20 protein-coding genes are annotated in these 19,600 nt (G+C 64.3%); 6 read left to right on the forward strand and 14 right to left on the reverse strand.

What is annotated here, in order from left to right; all coding sequences use genetic code 11:
• The first annotated feature begins 15 nt into the window (after nt 1-15).
• Nucleotides 16-1,356, forward strand: coding sequence for an ATP-binding protein (locus UP06_RS21970; RefSeq protein ID WP_045005673.1), 1,341 nt, complete (start codon nt 16-18; stop codon nt 1,354-1,356).
• Nucleotides 1,357-1,455: 99 nt separating this feature from the next.
• On the opposite strand, the gene UP06_RS21975 is transcribed toward UP06_RS21970, so the two are convergent.
• The 9 genes from UP06_RS21975 to coxB form a co-directional block, all read right to left on the reverse strand.
• Nucleotides 1,456-1,824 carry a nuclear transport factor 2 family protein gene (locus UP06_RS21975; RefSeq protein WP_045005675.1) on the reverse strand — a complete coding sequence of 123 codons (369 nt, stop codon included), beginning with the start codon at nt 1,822-1,824 and terminating at the stop codon, nt 1,456-1,458.
• A gap of 108 nt (nt 1,825-1,932) precedes the next feature.
• Nucleotides 1,933-2,697 carry an SURF1 family protein gene (locus UP06_RS21980; protein ID WP_045005677.1) on the reverse strand — a complete coding sequence of 255 codons (765 nt, stop codon included), beginning with the start codon at nt 2,695-2,697 and terminating at the stop codon, nt 1,933-1,935.
• Nucleotides 2,694-3,095 (reverse strand): DUF983 domain-containing protein, encoded by a 402-nt coding sequence (locus UP06_RS21985; RefSeq protein WP_045005678.1) that lies wholly within the window; start codon nt 3,093-3,095, stop codon nt 2,694-2,696. The genes UP06_RS21980 and UP06_RS21985 overlap by 4 nt, the downstream gene beginning before the upstream one ends.
• 97 nt (nt 3,096-3,192) lie before the next feature.
• Entirely contained in the window at nt 3,193-4,050 is an 858-nt protein-coding gene (locus UP06_RS21990) for a cytochrome c oxidase subunit 3 (protein ID WP_045005679.1), read from the reverse strand.
• Nucleotides 4,051-4,126: 76 nt separating this feature from the next.
• On the reverse strand, nt 4,127-4,771 hold the full coding sequence (locus tag UP06_RS21995; RefSeq protein WP_045005680.1) for a cytochrome c oxidase assembly protein: 645 nt from the start codon (nt 4,769-4,771) through the stop codon (nt 4,127-4,129).
• Between the two features lie 5 nt (nt 4,772-4,776).
• Complete coding sequence (locus tag UP06_RS22000) at nt 4,777-4,941, reverse strand: cytochrome c oxidase system small membrane protein (protein ID WP_045005682.1); 165 nt, start codon at nt 4,939-4,941, stop codon at nt 4,777-4,779.
• Between the two features lie 7 nt (nt 4,942-4,948).
• The gene (locus tag UP06_RS22005) at nt 4,949-5,893 is read right to left on the reverse strand and encodes a heme o synthase (protein ID WP_045005684.1); all 945 of its coding nucleotides are present in this window, start codon (nt 5,891-5,893) and stop codon (nt 4,949-4,951) included.
• Nucleotides 5,894-5,954: 61 nt separating this feature from the next.
• Nucleotides 5,955-7,580: a cytochrome c oxidase subunit I gene (ctaD, locus tag UP06_RS22010; RefSeq protein WP_045005686.1), complete on the reverse strand. Its 1,626-nt coding sequence runs from the start codon at nt 7,578-7,580 to the stop codon at nt 5,955-5,957.
• Between the two features lie 87 nt (nt 7,581-7,667).
• Nucleotides 7,668-8,522, reverse strand: coding sequence for a cytochrome c oxidase subunit II (gene coxB / locus UP06_RS22015; RefSeq protein WP_045005688.1), 855 nt, complete (start codon nt 8,520-8,522; stop codon nt 7,668-7,670).
• A 448-nt stretch (nt 8,523-8,970) separates the two neighbouring features.
• Between coxB and UP06_RS22020 the strand changes: the two genes are divergently transcribed.
• The 4 genes from UP06_RS22020 to UP06_RS22035 all read left to right on the forward strand — a co-directional run bounded on the left by UP06_RS22020 (nt 8,971) and on the right by UP06_RS22035 (nt 12,383).
• A complete protein-coding gene (locus tag UP06_RS22020; RefSeq protein ID WP_045005690.1) occupies nt 8,971-9,519 on the forward strand; it encodes an invasion associated locus B family protein in 549 nt (182 codons plus the stop codon).
• Nucleotides 9,520-9,820: 301 nt separating this feature from the next.
• A complete protein-coding gene (gene tldD, locus UP06_RS22025) occupies nt 9,821-11,248 on the forward strand; it encodes a metalloprotease TldD (protein WP_045005804.1) in 1,428 nt (475 codons plus the stop codon).
• The gene (gene lepB / locus UP06_RS22030; protein ID WP_045005692.1) at nt 11,245-12,021 is read left to right on the forward strand and encodes a signal peptidase I; all 777 of its coding nucleotides are present in this window, start codon (nt 11,245-11,247) and stop codon (nt 12,019-12,021) included. The genes tldD and lepB overlap by 4 nt, the downstream gene beginning before the upstream one ends.
• Nucleotides 12,022-12,044: 23 nt before the next feature.
• On the forward strand, nt 12,045-12,383 hold the full coding sequence (locus UP06_RS22035; RefSeq protein ID WP_045005693.1) for an MmcQ/YjbR family DNA-binding protein: 339 nt from the start codon (nt 12,045-12,047) through the stop codon (nt 12,381-12,383).
• 138 nt (nt 12,384-12,521) lie between these two features.
• Here UP06_RS22035 and UP06_RS22040 read toward each other — a convergent pair whose 3' ends face one another.
• The 3 genes from UP06_RS22040 to UP06_RS22050 form a co-directional block, all read right to left on the reverse strand.
• Complete coding sequence (locus UP06_RS22040) at nt 12,522-13,100, reverse strand: PAN domain-containing protein (protein ID WP_045005695.1); 579 nt, start codon at nt 13,098-13,100, stop codon at nt 12,522-12,524.
• Between the two features lie 106 nt (nt 13,101-13,206).
• Nucleotides 13,207-14,577 (reverse strand): glutamate--cysteine ligase, encoded by a 1,371-nt coding sequence (locus UP06_RS22045; protein WP_045005697.1) that lies wholly within the window; start codon nt 14,575-14,577, stop codon nt 13,207-13,209.
• Between the two features lie 99 nt (nt 14,578-14,676).
• Complete coding sequence (locus UP06_RS22050; protein ID WP_045005698.1) at nt 14,677-15,174, reverse strand: MarR family winged helix-turn-helix transcriptional regulator; 498 nt, start codon at nt 15,172-15,174, stop codon at nt 14,677-14,679.
• Between the two features lie 125 nt (nt 15,175-15,299).
• Here UP06_RS22050 and gstA point away from each other — a divergent pair, with 125 nt between their 5' ends.
• Nucleotides 15,300-15,914 carry a glutathione transferase GstA gene (gene gstA / locus UP06_RS22055; protein ID WP_045005700.1) on the forward strand — a complete coding sequence of 205 codons (615 nt, stop codon included), beginning with the start codon at nt 15,300-15,302 and terminating at the stop codon, nt 15,912-15,914.
• Between the two features lie 87 nt (nt 15,915-16,001).
• Here the strand turns inward: gstA and UP06_RS22060 are convergent, their stop codons facing one another.
• Together UP06_RS22060 and UP06_RS22065 are read right to left on the reverse strand one after the other, a co-directional pair.
• Nucleotides 16,002-18,215 carry an FAD-dependent oxidoreductase gene (locus UP06_RS22060; RefSeq protein WP_045005702.1) on the reverse strand — a complete coding sequence of 738 codons (2,214 nt, stop codon included), beginning with the start codon at nt 18,213-18,215 and terminating at the stop codon, nt 16,002-16,004.
• Nucleotides 18,216-18,364: 149 nt separating this feature from the next.
• The gene (locus tag UP06_RS22065; RefSeq protein ID WP_045005704.1) at nt 18,365-19,573 is read right to left on the reverse strand and encodes an acetyl-CoA C-acetyltransferase; all 1,209 of its coding nucleotides are present in this window, start codon (nt 19,571-19,573) and stop codon (nt 18,365-18,367) included.
• Nucleotides 19,574-19,600: the final 27 nt, after the last annotated feature.

The raw sequence follows: 19,600 nt of genomic DNA on the forward strand, positions 1-19,600 counted from the left end.
GTTAGAATTGACCTAATGTGGCAACGACTCCCGTTCAGAACGCAACTGCTTCTTCCGCTGGGCGTCAGCTTCGCCGCCGCGCTGATCATGGGCGGCGTGCTGCTCCAGACCTTCGCGACCGGCCAGTTGGCCGACGAGAGCGAGCCGGGGCAGCGCTCGACCAGGATGGTCGCGGCCGCCCTCAACAACACCCTGCGGGCCTCCAACAATCCGCGGCAGACACTCGAGGCCTTTGTCCACTCCATGGACGCTGCCTCGGATATCCAATTCCGTTCTCTGGAGGCGGCTCCCGCCTCTCCCGCGGATGACGCCCTGCGCAACCCGCATGGCGTGCCACGATGGTTTGTCGATCTCCTCACCATCCCGGACGTGAATGCCGCGTCACCGGTGATGATCAACGACAAGCGCGTCGGCGACATCGTGTTCCGGCCCGACCTGTCGGCCGACCTGTTCGAGAAATGGGTCGGCTTCCTGGCGTTGACCGGCCTCGTCGCCGTGCTGACGGGGTTCACCGGAATCATCGCCTATGTCTTCGCGGGATCGGCGCTGCGTCCCCTGCAAAATCTCGGCGAAGGGCTGACGCGGATGCGCCGCGGCGACTATGCAAAGCCGATCCCGGTCGGCGGACCGCCGGAGATCCGGCAGAGCTGCGAGGAGGCCAATGCGCTCGCCGCAACGCTCGCGCAATTGAGCCAGGACAATCGCGAGCTGTTGCACCGGCTGGTGTCGCTCCAGGACGACGAACGGCGTGATCTCGCCCGCGAGATGCACGACGAGCTCGGTCCCCTGTTGTTCGGCATCCGCGCCGGCACGGTCGCATTGATCGAGGCCATGCCGCCGTCGGGACATCTCGGCAGTTCGGCACAAGACGTGCTGCGATCGGTCGAGGCACTCCAGCAGACCAACCGCCGCATCCTCGACCGGCTGCGGCCGCTCTACATCGAGGAATTGGGGCTCGAGACCAGCGTGCAGACGCTGGTCCGGAATTTTCGCAGGCAGGCGCCGCATATCGGCCTGACCGCGACGATCGATCCTGATCTCAACGGGATCGAGGGGCCGCTGGCCCAGACCGTCTACCGCGTGATCCAGGAAGCGCTGACCAACGTGTTGCGCCACGCGAGAGCGAGCAACGCCCATGTGGAGGCAGCCATTGCCGGGGATGCGCTCGCGGTCGAAGTCTCCGATGACGGCGGCGGCTTTCCCGCCGACAATGTCTTCGGCCGCGGCCTGACCGGCATGCACGAACGCGTGCGCGCGCTCAGCGGATCGCTGTCACTCCTGCGCGCGGACGAACGAACCTATGTGCGCTGCCGTCTGCCGATCGGGGAGATACGCAGCGCACCTGTATCCGGCTAGAGCTTTTTCCGTTCCGATAGAATCGGAACGGAAGCTCTAGATTTTTGTTTTGACGCGTTTTCTTCACGCGAACCGGTATCCACTTCGCTGGAAAACGCTCTAGCACGCACCGCAATCGTGCGAGCCCTGCCGCGCGGGCACGCAAAGCGTGCTGTGGATCTTGCCTTCCGGGCTGAAGCGAAACGAGGCGTGGATGCGCAATGCGCCCGCAACGGAATATTCGAGATCGATGCCGTGCGGCACGGGATTGATCTCTTCGAGACCGAAGCCCGCTGACGAGAAGGCGCTGAGCCTCGGCCCCCAATAGGTCTCGAGCTCGCGCCGGCCGCGATAGAGGAAATGCGTGCCGTTGCACGTGCATTCGAGCTCGGCGTCGTCGGCATAGAGGTCGAGCAGCGTCGCGAGGTCGCCTTTCCGGCAGGCATCCACCCAATCGACGACAAGTCCCATCTGATCAAAATCGCGCACGCCGAAAATCCTGTCTGCCGCGAAAAATTTCGAAGGCGGCTTAGGATCACACTCGTGAATATGCGCTGAATAATAAAGCCCGGGCGATTCCGGGTTCCGTCCGGGAACCTACGGGCTCGCTTCACTCTGCCGCCGTCCCCTCACCCAGACCGCGAAGGCGATCAACAGGGCGCCTGCAAGCGTGAACCAGGTGATGGCGTATTGCAGATGGTCGTCCTTCAGATGCACGTCGAGCGAACCCGGACGCGGGATGCCGTTCTCGGGCGCCGGCTGCTCCAGATCGATGTAGAACGGCGCGACCGCGCCCCAGCCGAGCGCGCTTGCGATCGCCTCATGATCGCGCACGAACCAGAGACGCTTGTCGTGGTTCTCGGCCGGCGTGAGCCAGCCCGGTGCTTCCGGGAAGCGCAGATAGCCGGTGAGCGCGAGGGGCGCCCCGGTGACGAGCTTCTTCACCGCGCGATCCTCGACGCCGCGATCCTGCATCGTGTTCTCGACGAAGCCCGCATCGATCACAACGATCTCGCCGCCCGGCAGTCGCGCCGGCAGGAAGGCCCAGGTGCCGGGGCCGGAGGCATCCTTGCGCACGGCCGAGCCGGGCGAATAGACCATCGCATCCGGCGAGGCCGCGTAGGTCGCGGTGAAATTGACGCGGCGGAACTCGTCGCGTGCGGCGTTCAGGCCGGCCCATTGCGCCGGCGGCGGCAGCGCGATCGGCGCCTCCGCAAGACGCTCGGTGAGCGCGGCGATCAACTCGTGCTTGGCGGTGCGGCGCTGCAATTGCCAGACACCGAGCGCGACGAAGGCCGCCGTCAGGAACAGCGTGAACAGCGCGAAGCCGGCCACGCGAGGCTTGCGCGCGGTCTCGTTCATTTCGCGCGGTCGACCAGCCGGCCCGGCGCCGCCTTGTGGTGGAATTGCAGCGAGATCAACAGCGACTTCATGGCGCGCAGCGGCAGCAGCGTGGTGGCGAGGATCAGCGGCAGCCACAGCACCGCATGCAGCCAGTACGGCGGCTGGTACTTGACCTCGACCACGAGCGCGCAGCCGACCACGATCGCGCCGGCCAGCATGATGATGAAGATCGCGGGGCCATCGCCGGAATCGATGAAGGCATAGTCGAGGCCGCAGCGGTCGCAGGCAGGCGCGAGCGTCAGGAAGCCCGCATAGAGCTTGCCCTCGCCGCAGCGCGGGCATTTGCAGGCAAGCCCGCGCAGCGCGCTTTGCAGGACGGTGGTCTCAGACTCGGAGGGGCCGGGCGTTTCGTTCATGACGCGTAAGTCTATCACAGTTTCCGCCGAAGCCTCGGCCGCTGGAAAGCAAAAGGGCGGCCCTGCGGCCGCCCTTTGCCAATCGATCTATCGCGGTTCAGTGCGCGCCGTGGGCCATGGTCTCGGCGCCGTGTCCCCAGACATAGATGCAGAGGAACAGGAACAGCCAGACCACGTCGACGAAGTGCCAGTACCAGGCGGCGAACTCGAAGCCGAGGTGCTGCGTCGGCGTAAAGTGACCGGCATAGGTGCGCGCCAGGCACACGATCAGGAAGATCGTGCCGACCAGCACGTGGAAGCCGTGGAAACCGGTCGCCATGAAGAAGGTGCCGCCGTAGACATTGCCGGCGAACGAGAACGCCGCATGGCTGTACTCGAAGGCCTGCACGCAGGTGAAGGTCGCCCCCAACAGGATGGTGAGGATCAGGCCGTACTTCAGACCCTGGCGATCGTTCTCCAGAAGCGCATGGTGCGCCCAGGTAACCGTGGTGCCGGAGGTGAGCAGAATCAGCGTGTTCAGGAGCGGCAGGTGCCAGGGATCGAAAGTCTCGATGCCATGCGGCGGCCAGACGCCGCCGAACAGCGCTTCGCGGGTGGCGTGAACGGGATCACCGGGGAACAGCGCCGCGTTGAAATAGGCCCAGAACCAGGCGACGAAGAACATCACCTCGGATGCGATGAACAGGATCATGCCGTAGCGATGGCTGATCTGTACGACCCGGGTGTGGTCGCCCTTGTACTGGGCTTCCTTGATCACGTCGCCCCACCAGCTCGCCATGGTGTAGAGCACGCCGATGGTGCCGACACCGAAGATGATCGGCGCGGCCGAGAACATGTGGTGCATCCAGGTGATCGCGCCGACCGCCATGATGAAGGCCGAGACGGAGCCGACCGCCGGCCACGGAGAGGGATCGACCAGGTGATAGTCGTGATGCTTGCCTTGCGCGGTGGCCATTTCGGTCTCTCTCCTCAATCCCGTGCCTGTTCGGCACTTATCCCCTTTTCCGACCCCTGCAGCGTGAACCCGGCGGTCAGAGATTTCCCTTGCGTTTGTCGTCCTCGCTGGCTGCGAGCGGCTTCACCACCGGATCGCGCACCGGATAGAACGTGTAGGACAGCGTGATGGTGCCGAGCCCGTCATTGTCGTGGTCGTTGACGATCGACGGATCGACGTAGAACACGACGGGCATCTCCCGCTTCTCGCCGGGCGCCATGGTCTGCTCGGTGAAGCAGAAGCAGTTGATCTTCTGGAAATAGGAGCCGACCGTCAGCGGCGCGACATTGTAGGCGGCCTGGCCTGAGGTGGTGCGCGCGGCCTGATTGGTGACGGTGTAATAGATGGTGGTGACCTGGCCGATATTGACCTCGACTTCGGTCTGCTCCGGCTCGAACTTCCAGGGCAGGCCGGGCGCGACGTTGGCATCGAAGCGCACCGCAATTTTTCGCGCGATCGGGCCGGTCGCGGGTGCAGAGGTCGCGACCTGGGTCGTGCCGTTGAAGCCGGTGGCGCGGCAGAACCAATTGTAGAACGGCACCGCCGCGTAGGACGCACCGACCATCAGCGCGACCAAGCCGCCGCAGAGCGAGGCGACCAGCGCGTCACGGCCCAAACCACGGCGCACCGCTACCGCTGCCTTGGGGGTCACGTCCTGCGATATAGTGGGCTCTCGATCCATCTCTCTCACATTGGGCGAACTAGCACCGCTGGTCCTTTGACCATGGTGACGGCGAAGAACAGTACGACGAGCACGCCGAGCGCGAGCGCGATCGCAATCGAACGCTGACGACGGCTCTTCTTTTGCGCCTCGGTGAGGACGATTCCATCTGGCTCGGTTTTGTCAGCCATCCGGTTCTCATGCGCCCCCAACCATCGGAGCAAGCGCCCGGTACACGACCTCGCCAAGCAGGGTCGCAAACAGCGCAAACAGATAAAAGATGGAGAAAGCAAACAACTTGCGGGTCGCGCGCAGCGATTGGCTGCGCTCACGGCGGATATAGACGTTGATGGCAAGCACCAGCATGCCGGCGCCGAGCACCAGCGAGGTAACGCCGTAGATGGCGTCGAAATAGCCGAGCGCCCACGGGGCTGCGGCCACCGCGATCAACACGATGGTGTAGAGCAGGATCTGGAGCCGCGTCGCATCGGGGCCGGCGACATTGGGCAGCATCGGAATGCCGGCGCGGGCGTAGTCGTCGGAGCGGAACAGCGCGAGCGCCCAGAAGTGCGGCGGCGTCCAGAAGAAGATGATGGCGAACAGCAGCAGCGGCTCGACGTCGACCGTGCCGGTCACCGCGGCCCAGGCCACCACCGGCGGCAGCGCGCCTGCGGCGCCGCCGATCACGATGTTCTGCGCGGTCCAGCGCTTCAGGCCCATCGTATAGATCACGACGTAGAAGAAGATGGTGAAGGCGAGCAGCGCGCCAGCGATCCAGTTGACGAGAATGCCGAGCGTCATCACCGAGAAGAAAGCGAGCGTCATGCCGAACGTCATCGCCTCGGGCCGGGTGATGCGGCCGCGCGGGATCGGCCGGTTCGCCGTGCGCGACATCTTGGCGTCGATATCGCCCTCGAGCGCCATGTTGAGCGCACCGGAGGCGCCGGCGCCGACGGCGATGCAGAGCAGCGCGGTGATTGCGAGCACGGGGTGGAAATGCCCGGGCGCCATCGCCATCCCGACCAGCGCGGTGAAGATCACGAGCGACATCACCCGCGGCTTCAACAGCGCGATGTAGTCGCCGACCTCCGCTTCGGAGATCCGGGGATTGATGTCGACTGCGTTCTGATCGAGGACGGACACTTAGACCTGCTTGCTTCGTTATAGAGCCGCGGCGCCCGTTACGGGCGCCGCGGAAGATGGCTTACTGCACGCGGGGCAGCACTTCGAACTGGTGGAAGGGCGGCGGCGAGGGCAGCGTCCACTCCAGCGTGGTGGCGCCAGCACCCCAGGGATTGTCGCCCGCCGGGACCTTCTTCATGAAGGCGTCGAGCACGCAGTAGAGGAAGATCAGCACGCCGAAGCCGGAGATGTAGGAGCCGAGCGACGAGATCAGGTTCCAGCCCGCGAACGCGTCGGGATAGTCGACGTAGCGGCGCGGCATGCCCGACAGGCCGAGGAAGTGCTGCGGGAAGAACACCAGATTGACGCCGATGAAGGTGACCCAGAAGTGCGCCTTCGCGATCGTCTCGTTGTACATGTAGCCCGTCATCTTCGGGAACCAGTAGTACCAGCCGGCGAAGATCGCGAACACGGCGCCGAGCGACAGCACGTAGTGGAAGTGCGCGACGACGTAGTAGGTCTCCTGGAGCACGCGGTCTACACCCGCGTTCGCCAGCACGACGCCGGTGACGCCGCCGACCGTGAACAGGAAGATGAAGCCCACCGCCCAGATCATCGGGGCGCGGAATTCGATCGAGCCGCCCCACATCGTGGCGATCCAGGAGAAGATCTTCACGCCGGTCGGAACCGCGATCACCATGGTGGCGGCGACGAAATAGGCCTGCGTCGCCGAGGACATGCCGACCGTGTACATGTGGTGCGCCCAGACCACGAAGCCGATGCCGCCGATCGCGACCATGGCGTAGGCCATGCCGAGATAGCCGAACACAGGCTTGCGCGAGAAGGTCGAGACGATCTGGCTGATCATGCCGAAGCCGGGCAGGATCAGGATGTACACCTCGGGATGACCGAAGAACCAGAACAGATGCTGGAACAGCACGGGATCGCCGCCGCCGTCAGGCGAAAAGAAGCTGGTGCCGAAATTGCGGTCGGTGAGCAGCATGGTGATCGCACCGGCGAGCACCGGCAGCGACAGCAGCAGCAGGAACACCGTCACCAGGATCGACCACACGAACAGCGGCATCTTGTGCAGGGTCATGCCCGGCGCGCGCATGTTGAAGATCGTGGTGATGAAGTTGATGGCGCCGAGGATCGACGACGCGCCCGCCAGATGGAGCGACAGGATCGCGAAATCGACGGCCGGGCCCGGATGGCCGGAGCTCGACAGCGGCGCATACATGGTCCAGCCGGCGCCGACACCGTTGGCGCCCGGCTCACCCTCGACGAAGGTCGAGATCAGCAGCAGCGCGAAGGAGGCCGGCAGCAGCCAGAACGAGATGTTGTTCATGCGCGGGAACGCCATGTCCGGCGCGCCGATCATCAGCGGGACGAACCAGTTGCCAAAGCCGCCGATCATCGCCGGCATGACCATGAAGAAGATCATGATCAGGCCGTGAGAGGTCACGAAGACGTTATAGGTGTGCGTCTCGTGGAATATCTGCACGCCCGGATACATCAACTCGGCACGGATCGCGACCGACATCGCGGCACCGATGATGCCGGCGATGACCGCGAAGATCAGGTACATCGTGCCGATGTCCTTGTGATTGGTCGAATAGACGTAGCGGCGCCATCCGGTCGGATGGGCGTGCTCGTCATGTCCGTGGTCTTGCGCGTGATCGCCGTGTGCCGCTGCGCTCGTTGCCATTGTCAAATCCTGCCTTGCGTCCCATTCGGACCTTCGGAGGTCCCGCCCTTTATGTCGCTTTCAGTCCCTTGAGCCTTCACCCGACGCTTACTGCGCCGGGCCGGCTGCGGAGGCGAAAGTGCTGGTGCCGCCGCTCGCATATTTCTTCTTCGCCGTTTCGACCCAGGAGGCGAACTCCTGGTCGCTCACCACGCGCACGGCGATCGGCATGAAGGCGTGGTCCTTGCCGCAAAGCTCCGAGCACTGGCCGTAGAACATGCCGGTCTTGGTGGCCTTGAACCAGGTCTCGTTCAGCCGGCCCGGAATGGCGTCGATCTTGACGCCGAAAGCCGGCAACGCGAAGGCGTGGATGACGTCAGCCCCGGTGACCTGAACCCGGACCACCTTGTTGACCGGCACCACCATCTCGTTGTCGACGCCGAGCAGCCGCGGTTGCTTGTCCGCAGCCATCAGCGAATCGAATTCGAACTTGCCGTTGTCCGGATAGGCATAGGACCAATACCACTGCTTGCCGGTGGCTTTGATGGTCATATCCGCCTTCGGCACGTCGAGCTCGAGGAACAGCAGGCGGAACGACGGCACCGAGATGCCGACCAGGATCAACACCGGAACCAGCGTCCAGGCCACCTCGATCAGCGTGTTGTGGGTGGTCCGCGACGGCACCGGATTGGCCTTCGAATTGAACTTCACGACCACGACCACGAGCAGCGCGAGCACGAACAGCGTGATCACGATAATGAGCACGGACAAGAAATCGTGGAACCAGACGATATTGTCCATCACCGGAGACCCGGAGGCCTGAAGGTGCCATTCCCACGGCTCCGGCTGCCCGAGTTCGGCGAATGCCACGCCGCCCGTCGCCAGCGTGACGCCAGCCGCCGCCAAGGCGATGGTGGCCATTCCCAGCAACTGCCGGCCCACCCGACCTATCGACATCCTCATGCCGTTCGCGCTCCCCTAACGAAATCACCCCAAGTGCATTGCCCTATTTCCGGGAAATGCTTATTCGACCCGCCCGTCCGTCAAACTGCCACTCAAGAATACCTCTAAGAGGAATTGGGGCCAGATCGCTCAAACGCCGAAATCAAGCCTCTCAAACCATAATTCTTGATCTATCGCAATGCAGTCTTGGGCTTGGTCTGCCTGCCATCACCCGCAAGATAATTCCCAGCAACATCAGACAAAAATACCGTTTCCCGGGATGCCGCGGCTTGACAGCTGAATTGCTCGCGGTAGGCACTGGCGGGCAGTTACGCAGGAACCTGATTCGTGCCGGCGATGGCGGACCGAGGCGGCGCGGGATTTGCTTGGGAATCGCCTTCAAGACGCCGTCATTCCCGTATCAGTCCACCAGCGCGAGCGACCCAAGCGAGCAGAGGGACCGACCCCGATGGGGCTTTCGAGATGCATGGCAACGCTGGCTAACGGCCTTAAGGCGCTGATCGGCCCCCTGGCCGCCGCCCTTCTCCTTGCCTTGCCAGTCCTTGCCTTGCCGAGCCTCGCCCATGCGCAGGGCGCGGTGCGCTCCGTCCATGGCGACTGGCAGATCCGCTGCGACACGCCGCCCGGCGCTCAGGCCGAGCAATGCGCCCTGATCCAGAGCGTGGTGGCGGAGGACCGCTCCAATGCCGGCCTCACCGTGATCGTGCTGAAGACCGCCGACCAGAAGAGCCGCCTGATGCGCGTGGTGGCCCCCCTCGGCGTGCTCTTGCCCTCCGGCCTCGGGCTGAAGCTCGACAACCAGGACGTCGGCCGCGCCGGCTTCGTCCGCTGCCTGCCCAATGGCTGCGTCGCCGAGGTGGTCATGGACGACAAGCTGCTCGGCCAGCTCCGCAGCGCCAAGACCGCGACCTTCATCATCTTCGAGACCCCCGAAGAAGGCATCGGCTTCCCGCTCAGCCTGAACGGGCTTGGCGAGGGGTACGACAAGCTGCCGTAGAGGTGGCTACAGTAATCCGAACGCTGGTCCCGTCATCCTGAGGCGCGAGGCTTGCGATGCGAAGCATCGCAAGGTGAGCCTCGAAGGATGAACGGCCGAGCTGCCAGCCGGGCCGTCGCCCTTCGAGGGCCGCTAAAGAAGCGGCCACCCCAGGATGACGGTGATGGATTGGTGCTTGCGGCCAGCGTTTTCGCCAACATCCTTGGCAATCCTATCGTTTCCGTAATGTGACGGCCCGCCCCTCGCGGAACCAGTCCGAAACCATTATCTTGCCCCACATCTCCAGATAATGGACGGACGCATGACCAACCCTGCCACAGCCTCCCTGCTCGACCGCGCCAATCTCGACCGCGACCAGGTTCGCAGCGAGCTCGCGCGTGGGCTTGCCGGCGCCGACGACGGCGAATTGTTCCTGGAATACAGCCAGACCGAAGCGCTGATGTTCGACAATGGGCGGCTGAAGCAGGCGACCTATGACACCTCGCAGGGTTTTGGCCTGCGCGCGGTCAAGGACGACGCGGTCGGCTATGCGCATTCCTCCGACGTGTCGCTGCCGGCGCTGATTCGCGCCGCCGACGCCGTCGCGGCCGTGCGCGGCGGCTACTCCGGCAGTTTTGCGGCGCCGCCCCCGCACACCAATGTGCGGCTCTATGGCGACGACAACCCGCTGGATGCGCCGGGCTTCGAGACCAAGGTCAAGCTGCTCGCCGAGATCGACGCTTATCTGCGCGACAAGGATCCGCGGGTACGGCAGGTCAGCGTCAGCCTGGGCGCGACCTGGCAGGTGGTCGAGATCTTGCGGCCCGACGGCGAGAGCTATCGCGACATCCGCCCGCTGGTGCGCGTCAACGTCTCCGTGGTCGCAGGCCAGGGCGACCGCCAGGAGAGCGGCAGCAAGGGTTATGGCGGCCGCGCCGGCTATGCCGAATTCATCGAAAGCAAGAATTGGCGCGATGCCGCCGACGGCGCACTGCGCGAGGCGCTGGTCAATCTGGAATCGATTCCGGCGCCCGCGGGCGAAATGGACGTCGTGCTCGGCGCCGGCTGGCCCGGCGTGATGCTGCATGAAGCGGTCGGCCATGGCCTCGAGGGCGACTTCAATCGCAAGAAGACATCGGCGTTTGCCGGCCTGATGGGCCAGCAGGTCGCGGCCAAGGGCGTGACGGTGGTTGACGACGGCACCATCGCCTCGCGCCGTGGCTCGCTCTCGATCGACGACGAAGGCACGCCGACCAACCGCACCGTGCTGATCGAGGACGGCGTTCTCGTCGGCTACATGCAGGACCGCCAGAACGCGCGCCTGATGAACATGAAGCCGACCGGCAATGGCCGCCGGCAGGGCTATGCCCACGTGCCGATGCCGCGCATGACCAACACCTACATGCTCGCGGGCGACCGCGACCCGGCCGAGATCCTCGCCTCGGTGAAGAACGGCGTGTTCGCCGCGAATTTCGGCGGCGGACAGGTCGACATCACTTCGGGCAAGTACGTGTTCCAGTGCACCGAGGCCTACAAGATCGAGAACGGCAAGATCGGCGCGCCGTTGAAAGGCGCCATGCTGATCGGCAACGGGCCGACCGATTTGCATCGCATCCGCATGATCGGCAACGACCTCGCGCTCGACACCGGCATCGGCACTTGCGGCAAGAACGGCCAGGGCGTGCCGGTTGGCGTCGGCCAGCCCTCGCTATTGATGGAGCGCATTACGGTGGGTGGAACGGGCGCATGAGCGTTGAAAAAGTGACTGTCACGACGAAGCGGAAGAGCAGCGGCTGGGCCGGCCAGCTGGTGCAACTCGCCGGCATCGTCGCCGCCGTGTTCATCGCCAAGGGCGCGCTGGCCGAACCGTTCTACGTGCCGTCGGGCTCGATGGAGCCGACGCTGTTGATCGGCGATGCGCTGCTCGCCTCGAAATTCCCCTATGGCTACGGCACCTCGTCGCTGCCGATCCAGATCAACCTGCCCGAGACCGGCCGCGTGTTCGCGGAAACGCCGAAGCAAGGCGACGTCGTGGTGTTCCGCTGGCCCGGCGATCGCTCGCAGGCCTGGGTCAAACGCGTGGTCGGCCTTCCCGGCGACCGCATCCAGATGCGGCAGGGCCAGCTCTTCGTCAACGACCGTCCCGCCGAGCTGAAGCCGGATGGCGTCGGTGCGGCCGAGGACGACAATGGCGGCAGCGAACCCGCCTACCGCTATGTCGAGACGCTGCCGAACGGCGTGGCGCACCTGATCTTCAAGATGCGCGACAACGGCCCGCTCGACAACACGCAAGAAGTCACGGTGCCGGCCGGCCATCTGTTCGTGCTCGGCGACAACCGGGACAACTCGGCCGACAGCCGCGTGCCCTTGCGCTCCGGCGGCGTCGGCCTTTTGCCGGTCGACAATCTGGTCGGTCGTGCGGACGCCGTGCTCGGATCCTGGGATCTCGGCATGCGCGGCCAGCCGGTGTGGACCTGGCTGTCCGGCTTCCGCATGGCGCGGTTCTTCACCGCCGTGCGCTGAGCTGATCCCAAGACCTTGATCAAATGACCTTCGACGACGTCAGGAAATTTGCGCTGACGTGGCCGGAGGTCGAGGACGGCACCTCCTACGGCACGCGCGCACTGAAAGTGCGCAAGAAGATGCTGGCGCGCTTGAGGGAGGATGGCGACAGTCTGGTGATGCCGGACGTCCCGATCGACGAGCGCGCAATGCTGGTCGAGAGCCGGCCGAAAATCTTCTACTTCACCGATCACTACGCCGACTATCCGATCGTGCTGATCCGGCTGTCCAAGGCCAAGCGCGCGATCGTCGAGCCGTTCCTGCGGCGACGCTGGCTCGCGCTCGCTTCGAAAGCGGCGCGGGCGAAGCATGATGCGGAGTGAGATGCCGTGGGGTGGGCAAGGCGACTTGTCCGCCATAGCTCGAAGAGCGAAGGCGGAAGCGTGCCCACCACGAGTAACGTGATTGCAGAGAGATGGTGGGCACGGCGCTTCGCGCCTTTGCCCATCCTTGCACCCTGGCTATCTCACCACGCCCGACGTGAATCCCGCCTTCCTGCGCGGCGGCTTGATTTCCTTTTTCAGGAAGCAGCGCGCTTCGCGCCCGGTGTAGCCGGGACGGGCGTAGGTGAAGGCGCGGCATTTGTTGTCGGCGGTGCAGGCGGCCTTGCAGACGTCTTCGCCCTCGCCTTCCTTGAGCTCGAAATTGCGCAAGTCGCCGCCGGGGCGGTCAATCGAGGTCTCTACGCCTTCGACACGCGGCTCGATTACGCCGGCGCCGCGTACGCCGGAGATGCAGCAACTGCCCGGCACCCGCGGCGGCACGGTGTTCTTGAGCCAGCACACCGCCGCGGCGCCGTCGATGTCGGGATAGCTGAAGCTCCACGAGCGGCATTTACGATCGCGCTCGCACAGCAGCGCGCAATCCTCGGGATCGCCTGATGTGACCGGGGTGTTGAAATAGTCGCCGCCGGGCCGGTCGAACGCCGTCTGGGCACGCGCGGGCACGCTCGCAAACAGGAGCGAAAGCAGCGTGGCGCAGGCCAAGACGCATGCCAACGCGCTTGCCATGACAGCCCCGGGCAGGCGGCCCTTCCCCATCGGAACAGCTTTCGAGTTATTGACGACGCTCAGTTTTTTTTCAGCCGGTCATTTGATCGCCGCAAACCTGTATGGGCGATGAACAGCCTAAATCCTGGTCGTTGGTCTAGAACGCGTATTCCGCGTAGGCCGGTTCCACCGAGCCTTTCCAGGCGCCGTTGAACTTCTCGAGCATTTCCTCGGCCGGCGTCCGGCCGGAATCGATGATGCGATCGAGCGGCTCCAGATGCCGGGTCTCGTCGCGGCCGAGCTGGTCGATCCGGCCGCGCCGGCGCAGACCGGCATGTGCCAGAACGAGGCATTCCTTGGCGATCTCGAACAGATAGCGGTCCTTGATCCGCGCCTTGAAGCCGAAGCGCGGCACGTCGTCGCGCAGGGACTGGCGCTCGGGCGCAGTCCAGTGCTTCACCATGTCCCAGGCGGCATCGAGCGACACATCGTCGTAGAGCAGCCCGGCCCAAAACGCCGATAGCGCCGGCAGACGGCCCCACGGGCCACCATCAGAGCCGCGCATCTCGAGATAACGCTTGAGCCGCACCTCCGGGAAGATCGTCGAGAGATGGTTGGCCCAATCCGACAGTGTCGGACGCTCGCCGGGCAAATTGTTGTTGCGGCCATCGAAGAAGGCGCGGAACGAGGAGCCTGACACGTCGATGTAGTCGTCGCCGCGCTTGACGAAATACATCGGCACGTCGAGCGCGTAATCGACATAGCGCTCAAAACCCATGCCGTCCTCGAACGCCCAGGGCATCATGCCGGAGCGCGCATTGTCGGTGTCGCGCCAGATCTCGGAACGGAAAGAGAGGAAGCCGTTCGGCTGGCCTTCGGTGAACGGCGAATTGGCGAACAAAGCGGTTGCGACCGGCTGGAGCGCAAGCGACACGCGCAGCTTCTTGACCATGTCGGCTTCCGAGGAGAAGTCGAGATTGGTTTGCACCGTGCAGGTCCGGTACATCATGTCGAGGCCGTACTGGCCGACCTTCGGCATGTAATTGGTCATGATCTTGTAGCGGCCCTTGGGCATCACCGGGATGTCGGCGCGCGACCAGGACGGCGTCATGCCGAGCCCGAGGAAACCGATGCCGAGCGGGGTCGCGATCTCGCGCACCTGTGCGAGGTGCGCCATCAACTCGCTCTGGGTCTGATGCACGTTCTCGACCGGCGCGCCGGAGAGCTCGAACTGACCGCCCGGCTCGAGCGAGATCGCACCGCCGCCGGTGACGTCATAGAGGCCGATGATGTTGCCCTTCTCCATGATCGGCTCCCAGCCGAGCAGGAGCTTCATGCCTTCGAGCAGCGCGCCGATGCCGCGGGCGCCCTCGTAGGGCACCGGACGGTGGCCGTCGAGCGTGAACGGCGTCTTCTCGTGCTCGGTGCCCATGCGGAATTCGGACGGGTCCTTGCAGCCTGCCTCGAACCACGCAACGAGCTCGTCGCGCGATTGCAGCGGTGTCATATCGATCTGGTCTCGCGCCATATCAAACTCTAATCAAAAGCGCTTCGACCGAACGCGCGCGGGTGACAGGGATGGTCCGCGAACCGACCGGCTGCGCGGATGTGCTGGTTTGCCGCGCGATCATCGCGACGGCGTGCTTTCGTTGACGTTGACGACGGGCGGCAGCTTCATCTCGCCGCACGAGCAGCCCAGCCGGTCGAGCAGACCGCTGAGCTTGATGGCATCGGCGTCGGACAGTTTCGAGCCGACATATTTCTCGATCGCGGCCGAATAGGCGCCCCACATCCGCTTCTGCAACTCACGGCCAGCTTCCGTGATCTCGACGAACTGGCCGCGCTTGTCGATCTTGCATTCGCGCCGGGAAGCGAGCCCCTCGTCGACCAGACGATCGATCAACCGCGAGGTGGAGTATTGCGGGATCAGCATCTGCCGTTCGAGTTCCACCGGCCGCAGCTCTCCGCTCGGCGCCCGCGACAGTTCGAGCAGCGCGTCATACCAGGCCAGCGGCGGGAAGCCGGCCTTCTTCAGGTCCTGCTCGACGCAGTCGAGCACACGGCTCTGCACCCGCATCAGGCGGATCCAGGCGGCAGTTGCCTCAGTCGATGGTTTGCGTTTCATGGTCCCGCTCAAACTCGTCGCCCGCTTCTTACCCCACTCGATGCACCTGCATCAATCTTGCTATTCCATGCAGGTGCATGTAGGCGTAGTTTCGTCTGAGCCAAGCCAAAAGAGGAGGAAATTCCATGAAATTGTATTACTCGCCCGGCGCCTGCTCACTGTCCCCCCACATCGCGCTCCTCGAGGCCGACCTGCCCTATGAGCTGGTCAAGGTCGATATCCGGGCCAAGAAGCTCGAGAACGGTGACGACTATCTGAAGGTGAATCCGAAAGGTCAGGTCCCCGCGCTGGGCCTCGACAGCGGCGAGATCGTGACCGAAGGCCCGGTCATTGTCCAGATGATCGCCGACCAGGCCCCGGCCAAGGCACTCGCGCCCGCCCACGGCAGTTCCGAGCGCTACAAGCTGCTCGAATGGCTGAACTTCCTCACCTCCGAGGTGCACAAGAGCTTCGGACCGCTGTTCGCGCCGGCACTGAACGACGATGCCAAGGCGTTCTTCAAGGACCGCGTCATGGGCAAGCTGAAGCACATCGACAGCGAGCTCGCCGGCCGCGACTACCTCATGGGCAAGCAGTTCACGGTCGCCGACGGCTACCTGTTCACGATGCTGACCTGGGGCGACCGGATGAAGTTCGACCTCTCGGCGATGCCGAAACTCACCGCTTACAAGGCCCGCGTCGCCGCGCGGCCGAAGGTGCAGGAAGCCCTAAAGAAGGAAGGGCTGACGCAGGCTGCCTAAGCCGGGATCGGTAAACGACAAAAAGGCCGGATCGATTGATCCGGCCTTTCTTGTTCTCACGAATGCGTGAGACGCTTCAAGCTGCGCCTAGGCAGCGGCCTTCTTCGGCGCGAAGCGGCCGTAGAAGGTCTCGCCCTTCGCAGCCATCTCTTCGAGAAGCTTCGGCGGCGTGAAGCGCGAGCCGTACTTCGCCTCCAGCTTGTGGCAGAGCTCGACGAACGTCTTCGTGCCCATGAAGTCGATGTAGGACAGCGTGCCGCCGGTGAACGGCGCGAAGCCGAAGCCGAGGATCGAGCCGACATCCGCCTCGCGCGGATCGGTGATGACGTGATCCTCGACCGTGCGCGCGGCTTCCACCGCCTGCACCACCAAGAAGCGTTGCTTCAGCTCCTCGATGTCGAGCGTGTCAGGATCGAGCTGCTTCGGCTGCAAGGCCGAGAGGCCCGGCCACAGGCTCTTCTGGCCCTTGCCCTTCTCGGGGTAGTCGTAGAAGCCCTTGCTGTTCTTGCGGCCCAGGCGGCCCTGCTTCTCGACCATCTCCACCATCAGCTTCTTCTGATCGGGGTTGATGGCGTTGGGACCGAGATCGGCTTCCGTCGCCTTCATGATCTTGAGGCCGAGGTCGAGCGCAACTTCATCGGACAGCGAGAGCGGGCCGACCGGCATGCCGGCCATCTTGGCGCAGTTTTCGATCATCGCCGGCGGCACGCCTTCCAAAAACATCTCGTTGCCTTCGGCAACGTAGCGGCCGACGCAGCGGTTGGCGAAGAAGCCGCGCGAGTCGTTGACGACGATCGGCGTCTTGCCGATCTGCCGGACGTAATCGAGTGCGGTTGCGAGCGCGACATCGCCGGTGTTCTTGCCCTTGATGATCTCGACCAGCATCATCTTCTCGACCGGCGAGAAGAAATGGATGCCGACGAACTTGCCCTGGTCCTTGAAGGCCTCAGCAAGCGAGGTGATCGGCAAGGTCGACGTATTCGACGCGAAGATCACGTCCGGCTTCATATGCTCCTGCGCCTTGGCAAACGTCTCCGCCTTGACCTTGCGGTCCTCGAACACGGCCTCGATGACGAGATCGACATCCCTGAGCGCGGCATAGTCCGCAGTCGGCGTGATGCGCGCGAGCAGCGCTTCGGCGTCGCCGGGTTTGGCGCGGCCCTTCTTGATCTGATCCTCGATCACCTTCTGCGCATGCGCCTTGCCCTTGTCGGCGCTCTCCTGGTCACGATCGATCAGGATCACATCGAGGCCGGCACGCGCCGAAACATAGCCGACGCTCGCGCCCATGAAGCCGGCGCCGATCACGGCGATCTTCTTCACCTTGGTCTGCGGCACATCCTTCGGACGGCGCGCGCCCTTGTTGAGCTCCTGCATCGACAGGAACAGGCTGCGGATCATCGCAGCCGCCTCCTTCGAGCGCAGCACCGAGGTGAAGTAGCGCGACTCGACGCGGAGCGCGGCATCGATCGGCAACTGCAAGCCTTCATAGACGCAGCTCATGATCGCACGCGCCGCTGGATAGTTGTCGTAGGTCTCGCGGCGATAGATCGCGTTGCCGGCGGGGAACAACATCATGCCGGCCTTGGAGAACACAGGGCCGCCGGGGAGCTTGAAGCCCTTCTCGTCCCAGGGCGCCACCGCTTTGCCGCCGCTCTTGATCCAGTCCTTCGCCGCTTTGATGAGATCAGCTGCCGGTACGATGGCGTGGATCAGATTGAGCTGCTTGGCCTTCTCGACCGTGACCGGATCGCCCTTGAGCAAAATGGTCATCGCGTCCTGCGGCTGCACCAGACGCGGCACGCGCTGGGTGCCGCCTCCGCCCGGGAACAGACCGACCTTGACCTCGGGGAGACCGAGACGCGTCTTGGGATTCTCCGCCGCCACGCGATAGTGGCAGCACAGCGTGATCTCGAAGCCGCCGCCGAGCGCGAGACCGTTGATCGCGGCCGCCCAGGGCTTGCCGGAGGTCTCGATGGAGCGCAGCACCTGCGAAAGGTGCCGACTCTGGTCGAACAGCATCTGGTTCGCCGCGGTCTCGCCCTGTTCCTTGAGGACCTTTGCGTAAGCCTGGTTCATGCCTTCGAGCATCGACAAATCGGCACCGGCGCAGAATGCTTCCTTGGCCGAGGTGATGACGACACCCTTCACCCCGGCGTCGGCCGTGGTCTCCTTCACGATCGCCTCGAGCTCGCTGCTCGAGGTCTCGTCGAGCACGTTCATCGAACGGCCCGGGATATCCCAGGTCACGAGCGCGATGCCGTCGGCGTCGGTCTCAACCTTGAAGTTCTTGTAAGCCATGTTGGTTGCTCCTCGGTGCTGCAGCCGATCTCAGGCGCGGCGGTTGACGGTGATCTCGTAGCGTGGGCAAAGGCGCCCTTGCGCCGTGCCCACCATCATTTGCTGAGACGTCAGTGGTGGGCACGCTTCGCTTTGCCCACCCTACGAAGTTAAACGCGCTCGATGATGGTCGCGGTGCCCATGCCGCCGCCGATGCACAGCGTCACAAGCGCGGTCGACTTGTTGGTGCGTTCGAGCTCGTCGAGCACGGTGCCCAGGATCATCGCACCGGTCGCGCCGAGCGGATGGCCGAGTGCGATGGCGCCGCCATTGACGTTGATCTTGGCGTTGTCGATGTCGAAGGCCTGGATGTAGCGCAGCACGACGGAGGCAAACGCCTCGTTGAGCTCGAACAGGTCGATGTCCGACTTCTTCATGCCGGAGCGCGCGAACAGTTTTTCGGTGACGTCGACCGGGCCGGTCAGCATCATCGCCGGCTCCGAGCCGATATTCGCGAATGCGCGGATCTTGGCTCGCGGCTTCAGGCCGTATTTGCTGGCCGCTTCCTTGCTGCCGAGCAGCACGGCGCCGGCGCCGTCGACGATGCCCGAGGAATTGCCGGCGTGGTGCACGTAATTGACGCGTTCGATCTCCGGATGCGACTGCACCGCGACGCCGTCGAAACCGCCCATCTGCGCCATCATCGTGAATGACGGCTGCAGCTGCGCCAGCGACTGCATCGTCGTGGTGGGACGCATGTGCTCGTCCTTGGCGAGGATGGTGAGGCCGTTGATGTCCTTCACCGGCACCACGGACTTGTTGAAGCGGCCCTCATCCCAGGCCTTGGCCGCGCGCTGCTGGCTCTGCACCGCATAGGCATCAACGTCATCGCGCGAAAAGCCGTATTTGGTGGCGATCAGATCGGCCGAGACGCCCTGCGGCATGAAATAGGACGGCACCGCCATCGAGGGATCCATCGGCCAGGCGCCGCCGGAGGCGCCGATGCCGACGCGGCTCATCGATTCCGCACCGCCGCCGATCACGAGCTCATGCTGGCCGCTCATCACCTGGGCGGCAGCAAAATTCACGGCGTCGAGGCCGGAGGCACAGAAGCGGCTGATCTGCACGCCGGGCACGGCTTCGCCGAGACCCGCCTTCAGCGCGGCAAAGCGCGCGATGTCGCTGCCGGCTTCGCCGACCGGATCGACCACGCCGAGCACGACGTCATCGACGCAGTCTTCAGGAAGGTTGTTGCGATCCTTGAGGGCCTTCAGCGGCACCGTGGCAAGCGCGAGCGCTGTCACCTCGTGCAGTGCGCCATCAGCCTTGCCGCGACCGCGAGGGGTGCGGACGTGATCGTAGATATAGGCATCTGCCATGGGAGCCTCCTGATTGCAGCGATTGGT

It is taken from the genome of Bradyrhizobium sp. LTSP857 (assembly GCF_000938285.1).
Lineage (GTDB): Bacteria > Pseudomonadota > Alphaproteobacteria > Rhizobiales > Xanthobacteraceae > Bradyrhizobium.